The sequence below is a fragment of the Microbacterium sp. Y356 genome, from assembly GCF_059445355.1.
The window spans coordinates 1,831,850-1,846,699 of sequence record NZ_JCAIUE010000001.1 but is presented as its reverse complement, the minus strand read 5'-3'; the positions used below and the strand labels follow the sequence as shown (position 1 = coordinate 1,846,699).

Annotated in this window: 16 protein-coding genes; 8 read left to right on the top strand and 8 right to left on the bottom strand. The window is 65.2% G+C overall.

Going from position 1 to position 14,850, the window contains the following annotated elements; genetic code table 11:
• Positions 1 to 50 precede the first annotated feature (50 nt).
• Complete coding sequence (locus AC1C2Q_RS08825; protein ID WP_495449807.1) at positions 51 to 644, top strand: winged helix-turn-helix domain-containing protein; 594 nt, start codon at positions 51 to 53, stop codon at positions 642 to 644.
• A gap of 193 nt (positions 645 to 837) precedes the next feature.
• Here AC1C2Q_RS08825 and AC1C2Q_RS08820 read toward each other — a convergent pair whose 3' ends face one another.
• The 5 genes from AC1C2Q_RS08820 to AC1C2Q_RS08800 form a co-directional block, all read right to left on the bottom strand.
• Positions 838 to 1,524: a hypothetical protein gene (locus AC1C2Q_RS08820; protein WP_495449806.1), complete on the bottom strand. Its 687-nt coding sequence runs from the start codon at positions 1,522 to 1,524 to the stop codon at positions 838 to 840.
• The gene (locus tag AC1C2Q_RS08815; protein WP_495449805.1) at positions 1,524 to 2,420 is read right to left on the bottom strand and encodes an ABC transporter ATP-binding protein; all 897 of its coding nucleotides are present in this window, start codon (positions 2,418 to 2,420) and stop codon (positions 1,524 to 1,526) included. The genes AC1C2Q_RS08820 and AC1C2Q_RS08815 overlap by 1 nt, the downstream gene beginning before the upstream one ends.
• Positions 2,417 to 2,803: a GntR family transcriptional regulator gene (locus AC1C2Q_RS08810; protein ID WP_495449804.1), complete on the bottom strand. Its 387-nt coding sequence runs from the start codon at positions 2,801 to 2,803 to the stop codon at positions 2,417 to 2,419. Before AC1C2Q_RS08810 ends, AC1C2Q_RS08815 begins: the two co-directional genes overlap by 4 nt.
• A gap of 83 nt (positions 2,804 to 2,886) precedes the next feature.
• On the bottom strand, positions 2,887 to 3,687 hold the full coding sequence (locus AC1C2Q_RS08805; RefSeq protein WP_495449803.1) for an ABC transporter permease subunit: 801 nt from the start codon (positions 3,685 to 3,687) through the stop codon (positions 2,887 to 2,889).
• Positions 3,680 to 4,771, bottom strand: a complete 1,092-nt coding sequence (locus AC1C2Q_RS08800) for an ABC transporter ATP-binding protein (RefSeq protein ID WP_495449802.1) — start codon at positions 4,769 to 4,771, stop codon at positions 3,680 to 3,682. The genes AC1C2Q_RS08805 and AC1C2Q_RS08800 overlap by 8 nt, the downstream gene beginning before the upstream one ends.
• 99 nt (positions 4,772 to 4,870) lie before the next feature.
• Between AC1C2Q_RS08800 and AC1C2Q_RS08795 the strand changes: the two genes are divergently transcribed.
• The 5 genes from AC1C2Q_RS08795 to AC1C2Q_RS08775 all read left to right on the top strand — a co-directional run bounded on the left by AC1C2Q_RS08795 (position 4,871) and on the right by AC1C2Q_RS08775 (position 11,162).
• Positions 4,871 to 6,004: a class I SAM-dependent methyltransferase gene (locus tag AC1C2Q_RS08795; protein WP_495449801.1), complete on the top strand. Its 1,134-nt coding sequence runs from the start codon at positions 4,871 to 4,873 to the stop codon at positions 6,002 to 6,004.
• Between the two features lie 338 nt (positions 6,005 to 6,342).
• Entirely contained in the window at positions 6,343 to 7,644 is a 1,302-nt protein-coding gene (locus AC1C2Q_RS08790) for a quaternary amine ABC transporter ATP-binding protein (protein ID WP_495449800.1), read from the top strand.
• Positions 7,644 to 8,600 carry an ABC transporter permease gene (locus AC1C2Q_RS08785; RefSeq protein ID WP_495449799.1) on the top strand — a complete coding sequence of 319 codons (957 nt, stop codon included), beginning with the start codon at positions 7,644 to 7,646 and terminating at the stop codon, positions 8,598 to 8,600. Before AC1C2Q_RS08790 ends, AC1C2Q_RS08785 begins: the two co-directional genes overlap by 1 nt.
• A 61-nt stretch (positions 8,601 to 8,661) precedes the next feature.
• Entirely contained in the window at positions 8,662 to 9,582 is a 921-nt protein-coding gene (locus tag AC1C2Q_RS08780; protein ID WP_495449798.1) for a glycine betaine ABC transporter substrate-binding protein, read from the top strand.
• A 128-nt stretch (positions 9,583 to 9,710) separates the two neighbouring features.
• Positions 9,711 to 11,162: a lipase maturation factor family protein gene (locus AC1C2Q_RS08775; RefSeq protein ID WP_495449797.1), complete on the top strand. Its 1,452-nt coding sequence runs from the start codon at positions 9,711 to 9,713 to the stop codon at positions 11,160 to 11,162.
• Between the two features lie 24 nt (positions 11,163 to 11,186).
• Here AC1C2Q_RS08775 and AC1C2Q_RS08770 read toward each other — a convergent pair whose 3' ends face one another.
• Positions 11,187 to 11,978, bottom strand: coding sequence for a hypothetical protein (locus AC1C2Q_RS08770; protein ID WP_495449796.1), 792 nt, complete (start codon positions 11,976 to 11,978; stop codon positions 11,187 to 11,189).
• A 63-nt stretch (positions 11,979 to 12,041) separates the two neighbouring features.
• On the opposite strand from AC1C2Q_RS08770, the gene AC1C2Q_RS08765 reads away from it, so the two are divergent.
• Positions 12,042 to 12,170 (top strand): hypothetical protein, encoded by a 129-nt coding sequence (locus AC1C2Q_RS08765; RefSeq protein ID WP_495449795.1) that lies wholly within the window; start codon positions 12,042 to 12,044, stop codon positions 12,168 to 12,170.
• A 153-nt stretch (positions 12,171 to 12,323) separates the two neighbouring features.
• Complete coding sequence (gene gnd / locus AC1C2Q_RS08760; RefSeq protein ID WP_495449794.1) at positions 12,324 to 13,379, top strand: phosphogluconate dehydrogenase (NAD(+)-dependent, decarboxylating); 1,056 nt, start codon at positions 12,324 to 12,326, stop codon at positions 13,377 to 13,379.
• Between the two features lie 2 nt (positions 13,380 to 13,381).
• Here gnd and AC1C2Q_RS08755 read toward each other — a convergent pair whose 3' ends face one another.
• Both AC1C2Q_RS08755 and AC1C2Q_RS08750 read right to left on the bottom strand, forming a co-directional pair.
• Positions 13,382 to 14,449: a Gfo/Idh/MocA family protein gene (locus tag AC1C2Q_RS08755; protein WP_495449793.1), complete on the bottom strand. Its 1,068-nt coding sequence runs from the start codon at positions 14,447 to 14,449 to the stop codon at positions 13,382 to 13,384.
• Positions 14,446 to 14,808 carry a TraR/DksA family transcriptional regulator gene (locus AC1C2Q_RS08750; RefSeq protein WP_495430707.1) on the bottom strand — a complete coding sequence of 121 codons (363 nt, stop codon included), beginning with the start codon at positions 14,806 to 14,808 and terminating at the stop codon, positions 14,446 to 14,448. The genes AC1C2Q_RS08755 and AC1C2Q_RS08750 overlap by 4 nt, the downstream gene beginning before the upstream one ends.
• Positions 14,809 to 14,850 lie beyond the last annotated feature (42 nt).

The window sequence follows — 14,850 nt, the reverse complement described above, 5'->3', positions numbered from 1 at the left end:
AAGTTGCGCAACTTCTATTGCGCAACTTCTCTTGTGGATAGACTCGGGGCATGACGGATGGCATTCCCCGCGCGGACATTCATCCCGACGCGAAGACGGCGACCACGGCGATGATGAAGGCGTATGCCCATCCGCTGCGTCGCCGTATCGTCAAGGCGGTCGCCGGCCGTGGTCACGCTCGCGCCGCCGACATCGCGGCCGATCTGGGCATCCCGGCCAACAGCGTCAGCTTCCACCTGCGCGTGCTCGCACGTGCCGGGCTCATCGAAGAGGCGCCTGAGCATGCCCGCGATAAGCGTGACCGGGTGTGGGTGGCGGTGGAAGGTGCGTGGAACATCGGGTCTCCGGAGCATCCGATCGCCGATGAAGTACTCGGCGGCGCGCTGATGAGCGCTCTCGCCGAGGATCACATCGACATGATGCGGCGCGTGTTGGCCTGGGCGCCGGAGTACGTTTCCGGTCGTAACCCGGAGGTGCACGGCACCTTCTCGCAGCGCAGTCTGCGGCTGACCGAGGCGGAATTCAGCACGATCGAGCGGCGGATCCACGAGGTCATCAAGGAGATTGGGGACGCCCACGACCCCGACGATCCCGACGCCCGGAGCTGGAGCTTCGACGTGCTCGCCGCCGACGATACGATCTGACCGCCGGGCCGGGTGCTGTCTGCGTGCTGTACGGTTCATAACTCCGCAGATTCGACGAGTGATGACGTGAACATGGCCCCTAGCGGTGGATTCGTCCCCGATTCTGCGGAGTTATGAACGGCCGCTGCCCCGCATGACGCAGAACGCCCGCCCCACCGGGTGGTGGAGACGGGCGTCCAACGCAACGAGTGACCTACGGAATCGCGCGGCGGAAGGCGAGGAACGAGATTCCGGCGAGAACCACGATCGCGACCATGCCCCATAGAGCGAGCCCCAGCGCGCCGAGATCGAGAATGCCGATCCAGACGTTCCCCCACAGCTCCAGTCGAGTGACCAGGAACACGAGTCCGACGAGAATCAGCAGCAGTGCGAAGCTGGCGATCGTGAGGACGATCGGCCCCCAGCTCTTGTAGACCGTGGCGCACGTGAAGCCGATGATGAAGATGAACAGGGTGAGAGTGAAGTAGACGAATCCCGCGCCGATCGGGCCGGACTCCCACACCCAGGGCAGTCGGAAGAAGTAGCCGTTGATGCCCCAGCCGTTCGTCCACAGCTCGAACAGGCCCCCGAGGATGAAGATCACCCCGAGGATGGCGCTGGTCATCACCGCAGTGATCAGCGTGCCCAGATAGAAGTCCCGCCGGGTGATGCTCATCGCCTGCGAGAACGGGAAGACCATGGTGAGGGCCTGGATCCCCACGAACAGGAAGACCCACAGCGGTGCCTGGCTGCCGCCGCCGTACTTCGGCCCGTCGCCCGGGATCATCGCGTAGATGAGAATCGAGACCAGCAGGGCGCCGCCCAACACGATCAGTGGAACCCAGATGTAGGTCTGCTTGTTGATGAGCTGCAGACGGACGACCTTCAGTACCCGAAGCATTAGCCAACCTCCCCGGTCTTCGCGCTCGCCGCTTTCTGCGTGAGACGCACGATTAGTTGCTGGAGTGACACCGGTGCGACGTCGAGCCCATCGGCCGTGATTTCTGCGCGTTCGGTGGCGGATAGTTTGCCGAGCACCGTGACAGATGCCACGCGTCCCAGCGATTCGCGGTGCAGGACCTCGCGCCCGGAGATCCAGGCGTCGACTTTGGCGGCATCACCCACGACTGTGACGGCGCGGTCGCGCACGGCATCCGTCTCCTCGTCGAGGAGGATCTGCCCGTCGTCGATCACGATGACCCGCTCGATGAGGTTGGAGACCTCGTCGATCAGGTGGGACGACAGGATGATCGTGCGCGGGTGCTCGGAGTAGTCCTCGACGAGTCGGTCGTAGAAGATCTGCCGTGCGACGGCGTCGAGGCCAAGGTACGGCTCGTCGAAGAAGGTGAGGTCGGCGCGCGAGGCGAGACCGATGATCACGCCGACGGCGGAGAGCTGCCCGCGGGAGAGCTTCTTAATCGTCTGCTTCATCGGCAGCTGGAAGTCCTTGATCAGCTGCTCGGCGAACTCCTGGTCCCAGTTCGCGAAGAACAGGCTCGCAGCCTTGAATGCGTGGCGAGGCGTCGCGTCATCCGGGTACTTCTGGCTCTCCCTGACGAAGCAGACCCGCGAGAGCACGTGCGCGTTCTCGTAGGGATGCTCGCCGAACACCTTCACGGTGCCGGAGGACGCGAAGTTCTGAGCAGTGAGGATCGACATCAGAGTGGTCTTGCCGGCGCCGTTGCGGCCGAGCAGACCATAAATGTGTCCACCCTCAATGCTGAGAGACACATTGTCGAGCGCGCGCTTGTCCTTGTAGCGCTTGGTGAGGTTTTGCACCTCGACGACGGCGGTCATGCGGGGTTCCCTTCGGAGGTTGTGGATGCTGCGGCGCGTTCGCGCAGCATGGTTGCGAGGTCCTCGGCGCCGAGGCCCAGCGTGCGGGCTTCGGCGAGGAGCGGATCGAGGTAACGGTCAGCGAAGGCCGCACGGCGCTCGCCGAGCAGCAGCTCGCGTGCTCCAGTGGCGACGAACATGCCGATTCCACGACGTTTGTACAGCACTGCCTTGTCGGCGAGCATGGCTACTCCCTTGGCTGCGGTGGCGGGGTTGATGCGGTAGAAGGCGGCGAGTTCATTCGTTGACGGCGCCTGGGATTCTTCCGCGAGCGAGCCGTCGAGGATCGAGTCCTCGATCTGCTCGGATATCTGGAGGAAGAGCGGCTTGCCTTCTTCGATCACGATGCCTCCAGGTGGTCAGTCGGTTACTTACTCGACTAACTAACCATAGAACCCAGAAGGATGTCAACCCCCGTCGCGCGGATTCAGCCGGCGATGTCGCGTCGCTGCAGAACGACGGCGGATGCCGCGGCGCACAGCAGCGCAAGACCCCAGGTCACCGCGAGGCCACCGAAATGCACGCCATCGAGCAGCGGCGACTGGTGGTACACCCAGGCGTAGGGCGAGAGGATGTTCAGCCACTCGAGATCGTCCGACTGCTTCGCGACGGCCTGGAAGATGTATCCGAGAACGGCGATGCCAGCGCCGACGCCGGACGCCCACGCCTTGCGGCCGGTCAGTGCTCCGGCGAGAAGCCCCGCCGAGGCGCTGAGGAAGGCGAGTCCGACGAGCGCGGCGCTCGCGCCGATGATCTGGGGCGGGTAGATGCCCAATTTGGCTGGACTATTCAGGGCCCACACGATGACGCCCGCGAAGACGCCGAGCCAGAGCATCCTGACAAGAACCGACAATGCCGACTCGAGCACGTATTGCGCTCGTCCGATGCCGTGCGCAAGGTCGAGCTCGAGGCGCCCGCTCTCCTCAGCGCCGGCGACCGCGGCGGAGCCCCACATCACGGCCGCGATCGTGAGCAGGAGGAACCCCGTCAGGCCGTAGAAGGTGCTCTGCGCGTACCCGGCGCCGGTGGAGATCTGGTCGTAGCCGAGGGTGTCCACCAGCTCCTTCGGCATCGAGTCGATGATGCCCTGCAATTGCCCGTCGGCGCCGAAACTGGGGTACAGCGGCAGGTAGAGGAACAGGACGGCGGCGACGCCGACGCTCCAGCCGGCCGTGCTGCGCCAGGATTCGCGGATGCTGCGCCGGAACACCGGCACGACACTACGCACGATGACCTCCGCGCCGGGCCCGTCGCGATGCCCGCGTCTCGTCCTTGCCGACCTGCCCCGCGTCGGCGCCCCTCGGTGGCGCCGACGCCCCTGATTGGCGGCGTTGTTTCATGGGGGCTTCGGCGGCACCAGGGGGCGACGCTGTCGCAGAGGGCCTGGACGCCGCCGCCGAGCCCACACCCGCCCCGTACAGCCTCAGCACCGACTCCTCGAGATCAGGCTCCTCCACTGTGAGGTCGTTGACCTTGAACGGGGCCAGCGCCTTCACGAACGGGTCGATCGCGCCGTCGACGGTTCCGGTGATGCGGAGGCCACCGTTCTCATCGCTGATTTCGAGACCTGCGAATCCGGGAAGTTTCGTGAGCCGGGCGCGGGTGGCCGCGGCATCCGCTGTTGAGATCCTTGCGCGCACTCGGCGGATCGATCCGAGCCTGAGCGAGGCGACATCTCCCTCGGCCACGATGCGGCCGTCGCTCAACACGGCGACCTCATCGGCGATCTGCTGGATCTCACTGAGCACGTGCGAACTGAGCAGCACTGTCTGCCCAGCATCACGCGCCTCCCGCACCATCTGCAGGAACTCGCGCTGAACGAGAGGGTCGAGGCCGCTGGTCGGCTCGTCGAGGATGAGCAGCTCTGGTCGATGCATGAACGCCTGAATCAGTCCGAGCTTCTGCTTGTTTCCCTTGGAGAGTGTGTGCACGGGACGGGAGAGGTCGACGCCGAGGCGGTCGGCGAGCTCATGGGTAGCGCCCGCTGTGACCGGCCCAGACACCTCTGCGTAGAACGCGAGCAGGCGGAGTCCCGTGACGCGCCCGTCCAGCCGGAGCTCTCCTGGCACGTAGCCGATCCGTCGCCGCAGCGCAGCTCCGCCTGCCCGTGGGCTCTCGCCGAGCACCCTGGTTTCGCCCGACGTGGGGCGGATGACATCCACCAGAGTGCGCAGCGTCGTGGTCTTGCCGGCACCGTTCGGGCCGATCAGTCCGAACACCGTGCCGGTCTCCACGCGCAGGTCGATGCTGTGCAGAGCGGTGTGCTGCCCGAACTTCTTGTGCAGCTGGCTGATGTCGATCGCCGCGCTCATGGCGTTCGCCCCTTTCCCGGTGTGATGCCGCCGCTGTACAGCACACTAGGCCTGGCGCGAGCCGTGCGGTAGCGGGTCGCACATTCCGCGTAAATTGGGATGGTGCCCGACTTCTCCTATAACCGCCTTCGTCGCTTTCCCGACGTCGAAGCCGACAACCTCCAAGCCCACGACGCGACCGATCTGCTCCTCGTCGAGCACGCGCTCGCGCTGGTCGAAGAACGCGGCCTCGTCGGTTCCGAGATCGCGGTGGTCGGTGATGAGTACGGCGCCATCACGCTGGCGTTGACGGATGCAGGGCTCGCGGGTGTGCGCGTGCATCAGGATTCCGCCACCGGGCGTCACGCGCTGGCGAACAACGCGCAGACGCTCGAGCTGACGGGGTTCGAGCCACGCGAGCTCGACGAATCGCTGCTCGCGGGTGCCCGCCTCGTGCTGCTGCAGCTGCCGAAGGCGCTCGCCGAGTTGGAAGAGATTGCGGATGCCGTCGCCCGCTGGGCTGCGCCCGACGTGACACTCATCGCTGGCGGGCGCGTCAAACACATGACCCTCTCGCAGAACGAGGTGCTCGGGCGGAATTTCGACACCGTGCAGGCGCAGCGCTCAGAGCGGAAGTCGCGGCTGATCGTGGCGACCGGGCCGCTGCCCGTGACGGAAGAGCCGCCCTACCCGCAGCGCGCGACGCATCCGGAGTTCGGGCTCACGCTTGTCGCGCACGGCGGGGCATTCGCCGCCAACCGCATCGACATCGGCACGCGCGTGCTGCTGGAGGTGCTGGCCGAGTCAACCGAGGTCGGCGCCGAGAGCGTCATCGACCTCGGTTGCGGCACCGGCGCGCTCGCCGCTTACTACGCGCTGCACCACCCCGATGCCCGAGTTACTGCGACCGACCGTTCGGCGGCTTCGGCGGCATCCGCCCGCGGGACAATGATCGCCAACGGCGTCGCGGATCGAGTCACCGTGACTCACGATGATGCCGGCGCCGAGCTCCCCGACGCGAGCGCCGACCTGATCCTGCTCAATCCGCCATTCCACCTCGGCGCGAGCGTGCACACCGGCGCCGCAACCAGGCTGTTCGACGCCGCCGCCCGACTTCTGCGCCCCGGCGGTGAGCTGCTCACGGTCTTCAACTCGAGCCTCACCTACAAGCCCGAGTTGACCCGTCTGATCGGGCCGACCGAACAGGTGCACCGCACGGCGAAATTCACGGTCACGCGCAGTGTGAAGCGGTAATTCTGTCCAGGCCGCAGATTGTCGACATTAGACAAATCCCCCGTTCACACACCAAAAATCGCATGCCTGCGCCGAGTGAGATTTGCCTCTGATCGGCCATTTTGTTACGTTGAAATGTAGGCCATTTGGCCTTATGACCAGTCCGCGGACACGTCCTTCTTTCGATGAGCTGTGCTGCGAAGAGGCGTGGACGTACGGTCGATGCTCCTGTGGTGGAGCCGAATCCACCGTTAGTGCCGCCAGCGTTATGAATGTCGAAACGGCCTCGAGTATCACCCGGGCGTAACCGAGACGGGCTCACCAAGCACCCGAAATGTGGGTGAGCCATCGGGGGAATCGTGACCGAAGCCGCACTTGTCGCGCGCAATCTTTACAAGGTGTTCGGAAAGAATCCGAACCAAGCCGTCCGTCGCCTGAAAGCAGGCGAGGGACGAGATGACATTTTGGATGCTGGAACCGCTGCCGTCATAGACGCCAGCTTCACCGTCAACCGAGGCGAGATCTTTGTCATCATGGGCCTGTCAGGGTCCGGCAAGTCCACCATCATCCGCATGCTCAATGGGCTGCACGAGATCACCGACGGCACCGTCACCATCGGCGGGGACCAGATCACCGGTATCCCGGCAGCACGACTGCGCGAGATCCGCCGCGAAAACGTGTCGATGGTGTTCCAGCACTTCGCCCTGCTGCCGCACCGCACGGTCGCCGCGAACGTCGCCTACCCGCTGGAGCTGAAGGGCGTCAGTAAGGCTGAGCGTCTGGCGAAGGCAGAAGAAGTGATCGATATGGTCGGTCTCACCGGCTGGGGCGACAAACTGCCCTCTCAACTCTCCGGTGGAATGCAGCAGCGCGTCGGCATTGCCCGTGCGCTCGCCGCAGACACCGACATTCTGCTCATGGACGAGGCGTTCAGCGCTCTCGACCCGCTCATTCGCCGCGAAATGCAGGAGCAGTTGGTCGAACTGCAGGCCAAACTGCAGAAGACCATCGTCTTCATCACGCACGATCTCAACGAGGCGATGTTCCTCGGCGACCGGATCGCGGTCATGCGTGACGGACGCATCGTGCAGATCGGAACACCGGAGGACATCCTCACCGACCCTGCCAACGACTATGTCGAGCAGTTCGTGCAGGACGTCGACCGCGCTCGCGTGCTCACGGCATCCAACGTTATGGAGCGTCCGCGACCGATTGTCGCCGAAAATGCCGGCCCACGGACGGCGCTGCGCCAAATGCGCGACACCTACATGTCGGCCGCGTACGTTACCGGCCGCGACCGCAAGCTGATCGGCATGGTGACCGACCGCGACGCCATCAAGCTCGTCCGCAAGGGCGAGATGTCGCTGACGTCGATCCTGAAGCCCGTTCCGCAGAGCGTCTCCGAGGACGAGATTCTGATGAACCTGTTCGTTCCTGCCGTCGAGTCGCAGTTGCCGCTCGCGGTGCTGGACGCTGAGGGGCGCCTGACCGGCGTCATCCCCCGCGTCACGCTGCTCGCGGCCCTTGGCCCCGGGCCCAATGCGACCGAGGAGATCACGCTGCCGCACCTGCCGGTGCCGCAGGCCGAGATCGATGCAGTTCTGGAGGCGGCAGAGGATGCCGTCGCCGGAGGCACCGCAATCGAAGGGGAGGTGCGCTGATGGATGGGTTCCGTATTCCCCTCGGTGAGTGGGTCGCGACCGTCGTTGACTGGGTGAAGGACAATCTCGAGGGCCTTCTCGACTTCATCGCGGTCGTCGTCAAGCTCTTCGTCAACGGCCTCAGCGACACTCTCCTCGCCACGCCGTTCCCTGTGTTGATCGCCATCTTCGCGCTCATCGCGTGGTTCGTGCGTTCGTGGCAGATGGCCGTTGGCACCGTGATTTCGTTCGTGCTCATCATCGGTATGGACTTGTGGGAGCCTGCGATGCAGACGCTCTCGCTCGTGCTCGTCTCGGCGGTCGTCGCCGTGATGATCGCAATCCCGCTGGGCATCTGGTCGGCGCGCAATGACACGGTGCGATCGATCCTCAAGCCGGTGCTGGACTTCATGCAGACGATGCCTGCGTTCGTGTACCTGATTCCCGCGATCGTGTTCTTCAGCATCGGTGTCGTGCCTGGGCTCGTCGCAACCGTGATCTTCGCGCTGCCTCCTGGTGTGCGGCTCACCGAGCTCGGCATCCGCGGTGTGGATTCCGAAACTGTCGAGGCCGGTCAGGCTTTCGGCGCGACGCCATCGCAGATTCTGCGAGGCATCCAGCTTCCGCTCGCGATGCCGACCATCATGGCCGGCGTCAACCAGGTCATCATGCTCGCCCTGTCGATGGCTGTCATCGCAGGTATGGCCGGCGCGGACGGCCTCGGAAAGATGGTCGTCCAGGCCATCTCGACCGTCAATATCGGCAAGGGCGTCGAGGCAGGCCTCGGCGTCGTGCTGATCGCCGTCTTCCTCGACCGCGTCACCGCGGCGCTCGGCACGCCTGGTCAGTTCCGCTCTTCGCTTTTCGGCATCCTCTCGCGTCGCCAGGCGGAACGTCATGACGAGGCAGCGGATGCCGCGGCCGAGGCCGAACGAGCGAAGGCATCACCCCACCGCGCCCCTATCGCGGGCATCTGATCACCCACGCACTTAACCCCTACCCATACGTAACGCAGCAGAACATACGAAAGGAAGCACCATGAAGAAGTACCGGCACATCACAGCCATCGTGGCTCTCGGAGCCGTAGCATCCCTCGCCCTCGCAGGTTGCGCGGGCACCCCGACAGACTCGGGTGACGCAGGCTCGGACGGTGACAGCGCCGACAAGGGCACCATCACGCTCGGCTTCATCCCCTCTTGGTCGGATGGCCTGAGCATGGCGTACCTGGTCCAGGACCAGCTCGAGAAGATCGGCTACACCGTCGAGTTGGAGACGCTCACCGAAGCAGGCCCGCTCTACACCGGTCTCGCGCAGGGTGACGTTGACCTGTTCCCGTCGGCATGGCCTGAGGTCACGCACGCCGAGTACATGAAGACGTACGGCGACGACCTCGAAGACCTCGGCGCCTACTACGAGAACGCCAAGCTCACGATCGCCGTGCCCAGCTACATGGACATCGACTCGATCGAAGACCTCAAGGGTGCAGGCGACCGCTTCGACGGCAAGATCATCGGCATCGAGCCGGGTGCAGGCCTGACGGCCATGACCCAGGACTCGATGATGCCGGCCTACGAGCTGGACGACGAGTACACGCTCGAGACCTCTTCGACTGCTGCGATGCTCACCGTTCTCGGCGAGGCCATCGACAACGAAGAAGACGTCGTTGTGACGCTGTGGCGTCCGTTCTGGGCCAACAGCACGTACGACGTCAAGGACCTCGAAGACCCGCTGGGCGCGATGGGCGAGGCGGAGACGCTGAACTTCATTGCTCACAAGGGTTTCGCTGAGGAGTTCCCCGAGGCTGCAGCGCTCGTCGAGCAGATCAAGCTCGACGATGACCAGTACGGCGCACTCGAAGACCTCGTCGTCAACGAGTTCGGCGAAGGCCAAGAGGCCGACGCTGTCGACAAGTGGCTCGAGGAGAACGGCGACCAGTTCGACTGGGTCGTCACCGAGTAAGTCGCTCGTTCCCGGCGCAGCGTCGGGAGGAGTCCGCAGCGATGGGCGGAGCTTTCAAGCGGAAAGCTCCGCCCATCGCTGTTTTCTCCGCCAATGCGTGCGGCCCCCGCGCGGCGTAGCCTGACGAAATGGACGGTTTTGCCGCTGTCGACTACGGCTTTGCACGTGAGGTGCTGCAGCGCGGCATTGCGGCTCTCTACATCGTCGCCTTCGTCTCGACGCTGAATCAGTTCCGCCCGCTACTCGGCGAGCGAGGTCTCCTCCCTGCTCCGGACCTGCTCGCGTGGGCCTCCGGGTCGAAGGCGCGGGGCCGGATGCTGCGGCCCACGCTCTTTCGCCGCATCCGCTACACGGATCGACGGCTCGTGATGTTGTGTTGGGCGGGCATCGTCATCGCGGCGGCTCTCGTCACCGGCATCCCGCAGCTTGGCCCGCCGTGGGTACCGATGGTGTGCTTCCTGCTGCTCTGGTTCGGGTACATGTCGATCTTGAGCATCGGCCAGACGTTCTACGGCTTCGGGTGGGAGATGCTGCTGCTGGAAGCGGGGTTCCTCGCCGCCTTCCTCGGCTCGAGCGACCAGCCGCCGCCGACGGTCACCATCGTGCTGCTGTGGTGGCTGTTGTTCCGGCTGGAGTTCGGGGCAGGCATGATCAAGATCCGCGGCGGGCGCGAGTGGCGCGATCTCACTGCCCTCACCTACCACCACGAGACGCAGCCGATGCCAGGGCCGTTGAGCCGTCAGGCGCATCTGCTGCCGCGCTGGTTCCACAAGGGCGAGGTGTTGGGCAACCACTTCGCGCAGCTCGTCGTCCCGTTCTTTCTGTTCGCTCCGATCCTCGGCCTCTGGATCGAAGGGCCAGTGCCAGCAATTATCGGTGCGGTTGCGGGCGGGATCGTACTGGCGACGCAGTTGTGGCTGGTCGCCACCGGCAACTTTGCGTGGCTCAATTGGGCGACCATCGTGATCGCGTTCTCGGCGATCGGGGTGCCCCAGGCCGATCCGCCATCGCCGGGGCTCCCCATGTACTGGCTCGTGATCACCTCGGCCGTCGGCATTCTTTACATCGTGATCAGCTGGCCCGCGATGCGCAACCTCTTTGCGAAGCGGCAGCTGATGAACGCAAGCTTCAACCACTGGCAGCTCGCAAACGCCTACGGTGCGTTCGGCACGGTGACGAAGGAGCGGATCGAGATCGTGGTCGAGGGCACCACCGACGAGAATCCGGATGCCGCAACCTGGCATGAGTATGAGTTCAAGGGCAAGCCGGGTGATGTGCGGCGAGTGCCGCGGCAGTTCGCGCCGTACCATCTGCGGCTGGACTGGCTGATGTGGTTCCTGCCGCTCGGTCGGTCATTGGATGAATGGTTCACCACCTTCCTCGCGCGGTTGTTGCAGGCGGATGCGCCGACGCTCGCACTACTCAGGCGCGACCCGTTCGAGGGGCGTCCGCCCCGCTGGGTGCGTGCGGTGTCGTATCGCTACCGCTTCGCGAGCAGGGCGGAGCGGCGAGAAGATGGCGTCGTCTGGGTGCGGGATCGACGTCGGGTGATCGTGGGCGCGTCGGAGCTGCGGGAGTGATGCGGCCGCTTGCGCCGACCGATGCTACGGAGCGTCGTGCTTCGGCTGCCGAAGCGGTTCAGGCTGGAGCGTCTGCGCGGCCTCCGGGGGTCGCCCTGCCGGCAGCTCCCGCGCCACCTGCTTCTCGAGCACTTGGACGGCGTCGTCAGAGAGCACGATGAGCCCATCCAGTTCTTCACGCACGCGCTTGTATGCCACATTGCGCTCTGCCTGAGTGGCCGAGTCGTCGACAGCGACCTTCAACAACTTCTGCGCACGGTCGAGCTTCTTGCGCTCGGGCTCGGTGAACGTGGAATCGCGTAGACGCCTGGCATCCTTCTCGGCGATCTCGAATGCGACGGCGTAGTTGCCGACGGCATCCAGATATTCGGTGACCCGCTGCTCGCTGACCTTCGTCTCGGTGGATGCCGGACGCAGAGCGTCGGCGGTCTTCCTTGCCCGTAGGAACGCGGCAGTCAGCGGCTGGCGGCCGTCGCTCATGGCGGGGAAGGCGATGAGCTTCGCGACGTCGAGCTCGTAGTCGAGCCAGCGCGCGCTGATCTCGTCGTGCTCGGCGAACAGGCGCTCAAGCAGCTGGTTCGAGGGCAGCGTTGCGTCCGAGGCAATCTGCTGCGCGTTCGCTATCGGTGCTGCATTCCCGCGAGCAGCGAGCTGGGCGGCCTTGAGCTCGCCCTTCATACGCAGCGTCTCAAGCCTGCGCTCATGCCGGTGTTTCGCGCCCTGCTCCCACGCCTTCGCGGCGCCGCCAGCCATCGCCAGGATGGGGAAGATGACCCACCAGGGCACGTGGCTGAGCCATTCGAAGAGCGGTTCCATGATGAGTTCAGCTTACTGCGGCGACGTGTCGGCATCGAAGCATCCTCGGCTCGCCTGGCCCGCATGATCATCCCCGACTTTCCGCATGCAGGCTTTGAGAGTGCTGAAGAACTCGGCAAGCTCGATGTGGTCATCGTCGGCCGTGCAAGTACTGGAGGTGCGATGCGTCGTCGCAAGCAGATCGAAGGCTGATAGCCAGTAGCAAAAAAGGCGGGTACCTCTCCGGAGGTGCCCGCCTTTTGCGTACCCCGGGCGGGTGGAGAAATGCTGGCATCCTTTCGATTCGCGTGTCAGGATGACCACGCACCGGCTCACGGGGAGCTGGTGGAGGCGGGAGAAACAGACATGCAGCTGGCTATGGTCGGACTCGGCAGGATGGGCGCGAACATCGTGCGACGGTTGATGCGCGATGGGCACGAATGCGTGGTTTACGACGTGAATGCTGGTGCCGTCGCCGCACTCGTCGCGGAAGGCGCCACCGGTGCAGATAGCGTCGCCGATCTCGCGGCGAAACTTGAGCCGACGCGTGTGGTGTGGATGATGGTGCCCGCCTCGCTTACCGGCACTGTCTCCGAGGAAGTGGCAGCGGTGCTCGAACCCGGCGACATCCTCATCGACGGAGGTAACTCGAACTACCGCGACGATGTCCGGCGCGCGGCCTCGTTGCGAGAACGCGGCATCGAATACGTCGACATCGGCACCAGCGGTGGAGTGTTCGGGCTGGACCGCGGTTACTGCCTGATGGTCGGCGGCTCCGACACCGCGGTTGGGCATATCGAGCCCGTGCTGCGCACGATCGCACCAGGACCCGGCGAAATCGAGCGTACGCCCGGACGCACCGGCGACCTCGCACCGGAAGAGCAGGGTTTCCTGCACTGCGGACCATCCGGCGCAGGACACTTCGTCAAAATGGTGCACAACGGCATCGAGTACGGCATCATGGCCTCGATCGCCGAAGGACTCAATCTGCTCGAGAACGCGGATGCCGGAGTGCGCGAAGCCGAGCACTCGGCCGAGATCGCTCCGCTGGAGGAGCCCGAGTTCTACCAGTTCCCGATTGACACTGACAAGGTCGCCGAGCTGTGGCGTCGCGGATCGGTGATCTCGTCGTGGCTACTCGATCTCACCGCGGCAGCGCTGCATGGCAATCCCACTCTGGACGGGCTCGCAGGTCGTGTCTCGGACTCTGGTGAGGGCCGGTGGACAGTCAAGGCCGCCGTCGACGTCGGTGTTCCTGTTCCGGTGCTCGCGGCATCCTTGTTCGAACGGTTCTCGTCACGTGGCGAAGACCAGTTCGCGAACCAGGTGCTCTCGGCGATGCGTTTGCAGTTCGGCGGACATCAGGAGCGCCCCGCCGGTGACGTGCTCGAGGCTGGCGCGCGCAAGGCCGACGCAGGCTGAGGTCACGGCTCGAGCTGCACCGCAACTCCGGTAGCGGCACTTTGATACACCGCGGCGATGACCTCTGCGGTGTGCGTAGCATCGCGCCCCGTCGTGTGTGGGGCGCGCCCGGCGGCGATAGCGCCGAGCACATCCTTCCACTGTGCCAGGTGTCCGGAGTGGCCGATCGCGAGAGGGTCGGAGGCGCCGCCTGGCGCGGATCCGCCTGATTGGGGTGCGGGGACGTCGAAGGTCCATTCTCGGATGGCGTCCCCATCGAGTTCGAATCGCCCGGTCGACGTGATGACAGTGAGGCGAGCATTGTGCCCCGGGTAGGCGCCGGTCGTCGTGGCGACGACGCCCATGGCGCCCGATGCGAAGCGCAGCGTGGCGGTCGTGGCATCCTCTACATCGATGTCGTGCGCGATGGTCGCGGACTGGCCGGTGACTTCGACCACAGGGCCGAGCAGCATCAGAGCCAGATCGAGGTTGTGCAAGCCCTGGTTCGCGAGGGATCCGCCCCCGCCGCCGAGTCGACTGCGCCAGGGCGCCGCGCGGTAGTACGCATCGTCGCGGTACCAGGGCACGAGCACTTCGATCAGCAGTGGGCGGCCAAGCGTCCCACTGGCCAGCAGTTGTGCGAGGGCGATGTTCTGCGGCTCGTAGCGGCGCTGCGCGATGCCGACAAGTGTGCGGCCGAGCGCTTCGGCCCGCGAGATCAAGGCGCGGCCCGCGGCGGCGTCGAGCGCGATCGGCTTTTCGACCACGACGTGCTTGCTGCTTTCCATCGCGCGCAGGGCGAGGTCGGCGTGCGTGTCACTCGGCGTGCAGATCGCGACGATTTGCACGGAGTCATCGTCGAACAGCTCGTCTACGCTTCGCCGCATCGTGGATGGCAGGCCGCACTCCGCGAGAGCGTCATCGCGGGCGTGTGCGACTGCGCGCACTTCACCCAGCGCCGGCAGTTCGGCCAGCGCGTGCGCGTGAATACGGCCGATGCCGCCGAGCCCGATGATCCCGACGCCCAGCGGCGCGCGTTCTGTTGCCGTGTTCTCTGCTGCCGGGTTCTCGGTTGCGGTGGTGTTCGTCATCTGCTCTCCTCCTTCTCCGCGCAGGGTACGCAGCGTGCGGCGAACGGGCGTACGCGCAGGCGCGCGACCGGGATGCGTCGGCCGCAGTTCGTGCAGACGCCGTAGGTTCCGGCATCCATTCGCGCGAGGGCGTCGTCCACCTGCTGCAGTTCATCGCGCGAGCCATCGAGCAGGCCGTTCAACCGCGACCACTCGGCCGACAGCGGCACGCCCTCGGGGTCGTGCTCGTCATCGTCACTCTGGCTGCTGCGGTCGTGCGTCAACTCGGTGAGCGTCGCGACGAGTGCCTCGGTGCGGGCATTCGCCTCACGTCGCAGCATCTCCAGGAGTGTGCGCAATTGCAGAGCGTCATCGTCCATGCCCTCACTCTAGGTGGATGCGAGGGGGATGAGCGGGAGCGC

Bases quoted from the DNA above. Each gene is read 5' to 3' on its own strand.
- AC1C2Q_RS08825 (WP_495449807.1), top strand. From the start codon at position 51: ATGACGGATGGCATTCCCCGCGCGGACATTCATCCCGACGCGAAGACG.
- AC1C2Q_RS08820 (WP_495449806.1), bottom strand. From the start codon at position 1,524: ATGCTTCGGGTACTGAAGGTCGTCCGTCTGCAGCTCATCAACAAGCAG.
- AC1C2Q_RS08815 (WP_495449805.1), bottom strand. From the start codon at position 2,420: ATGACCGCCGTCGTCGAGGTGCAAAACCTCACCAAGCGCTACAAGGAC.
- AC1C2Q_RS08800 (WP_495449802.1), bottom strand. From the start codon at position 4,771: ATGAGCGCGGCGATCGACATCAGCCAGCTGCACAAGAAGTTCGGGCAG.
- AC1C2Q_RS08795 (WP_495449801.1), top strand. From the start codon at position 4,871: ATGGTGCCCGACTTCTCCTATAACCGCCTTCGTCGCTTTCCCGACGTC.
- AC1C2Q_RS08785 (WP_495449799.1), top strand. From the start codon at position 7,644: ATGGATGGGTTCCGTATTCCCCTCGGTGAGTGGGTCGCGACCGTCGTT.
- AC1C2Q_RS08780 (WP_495449798.1), top strand. From the start codon at position 8,662: ATGAAGAAGTACCGGCACATCACAGCCATCGTGGCTCTCGGAGCCGTA.
- AC1C2Q_RS08775 (WP_495449797.1), top strand. From the start codon at position 9,711: ATGGACGGTTTTGCCGCTGTCGACTACGGCTTTGCACGTGAGGTGCTG.
- AC1C2Q_RS08770 (WP_495449796.1), bottom strand. From the start codon at position 11,978: ATGGAACCGCTCTTCGAATGGCTCAGCCACGTGCCCTGGTGGGTCATC.
- AC1C2Q_RS08765 (WP_495449795.1), top strand. From the start codon at position 12,042: ATGATCATCCCCGACTTTCCGCATGCAGGCTTTGAGAGTGCTGAAGAA.
- gnd (WP_495449794.1), top strand. From the start codon at position 12,324: ATGCAGCTGGCTATGGTCGGACTCGGCAGGATGGGCGCGAACATCGTG.
- AC1C2Q_RS08755 (WP_495449793.1), bottom strand. From the start codon at position 14,449: ATGACGAACACCACCGCAACCGAGAACCCGGCAGCAGAGAACACGGCA.
- AC1C2Q_RS08750 (WP_495430707.1), bottom strand. From the start codon at position 14,808: ATGGACGATGACGCTCTGCAATTGCGCACACTCCTGGAGATGCTGCGA.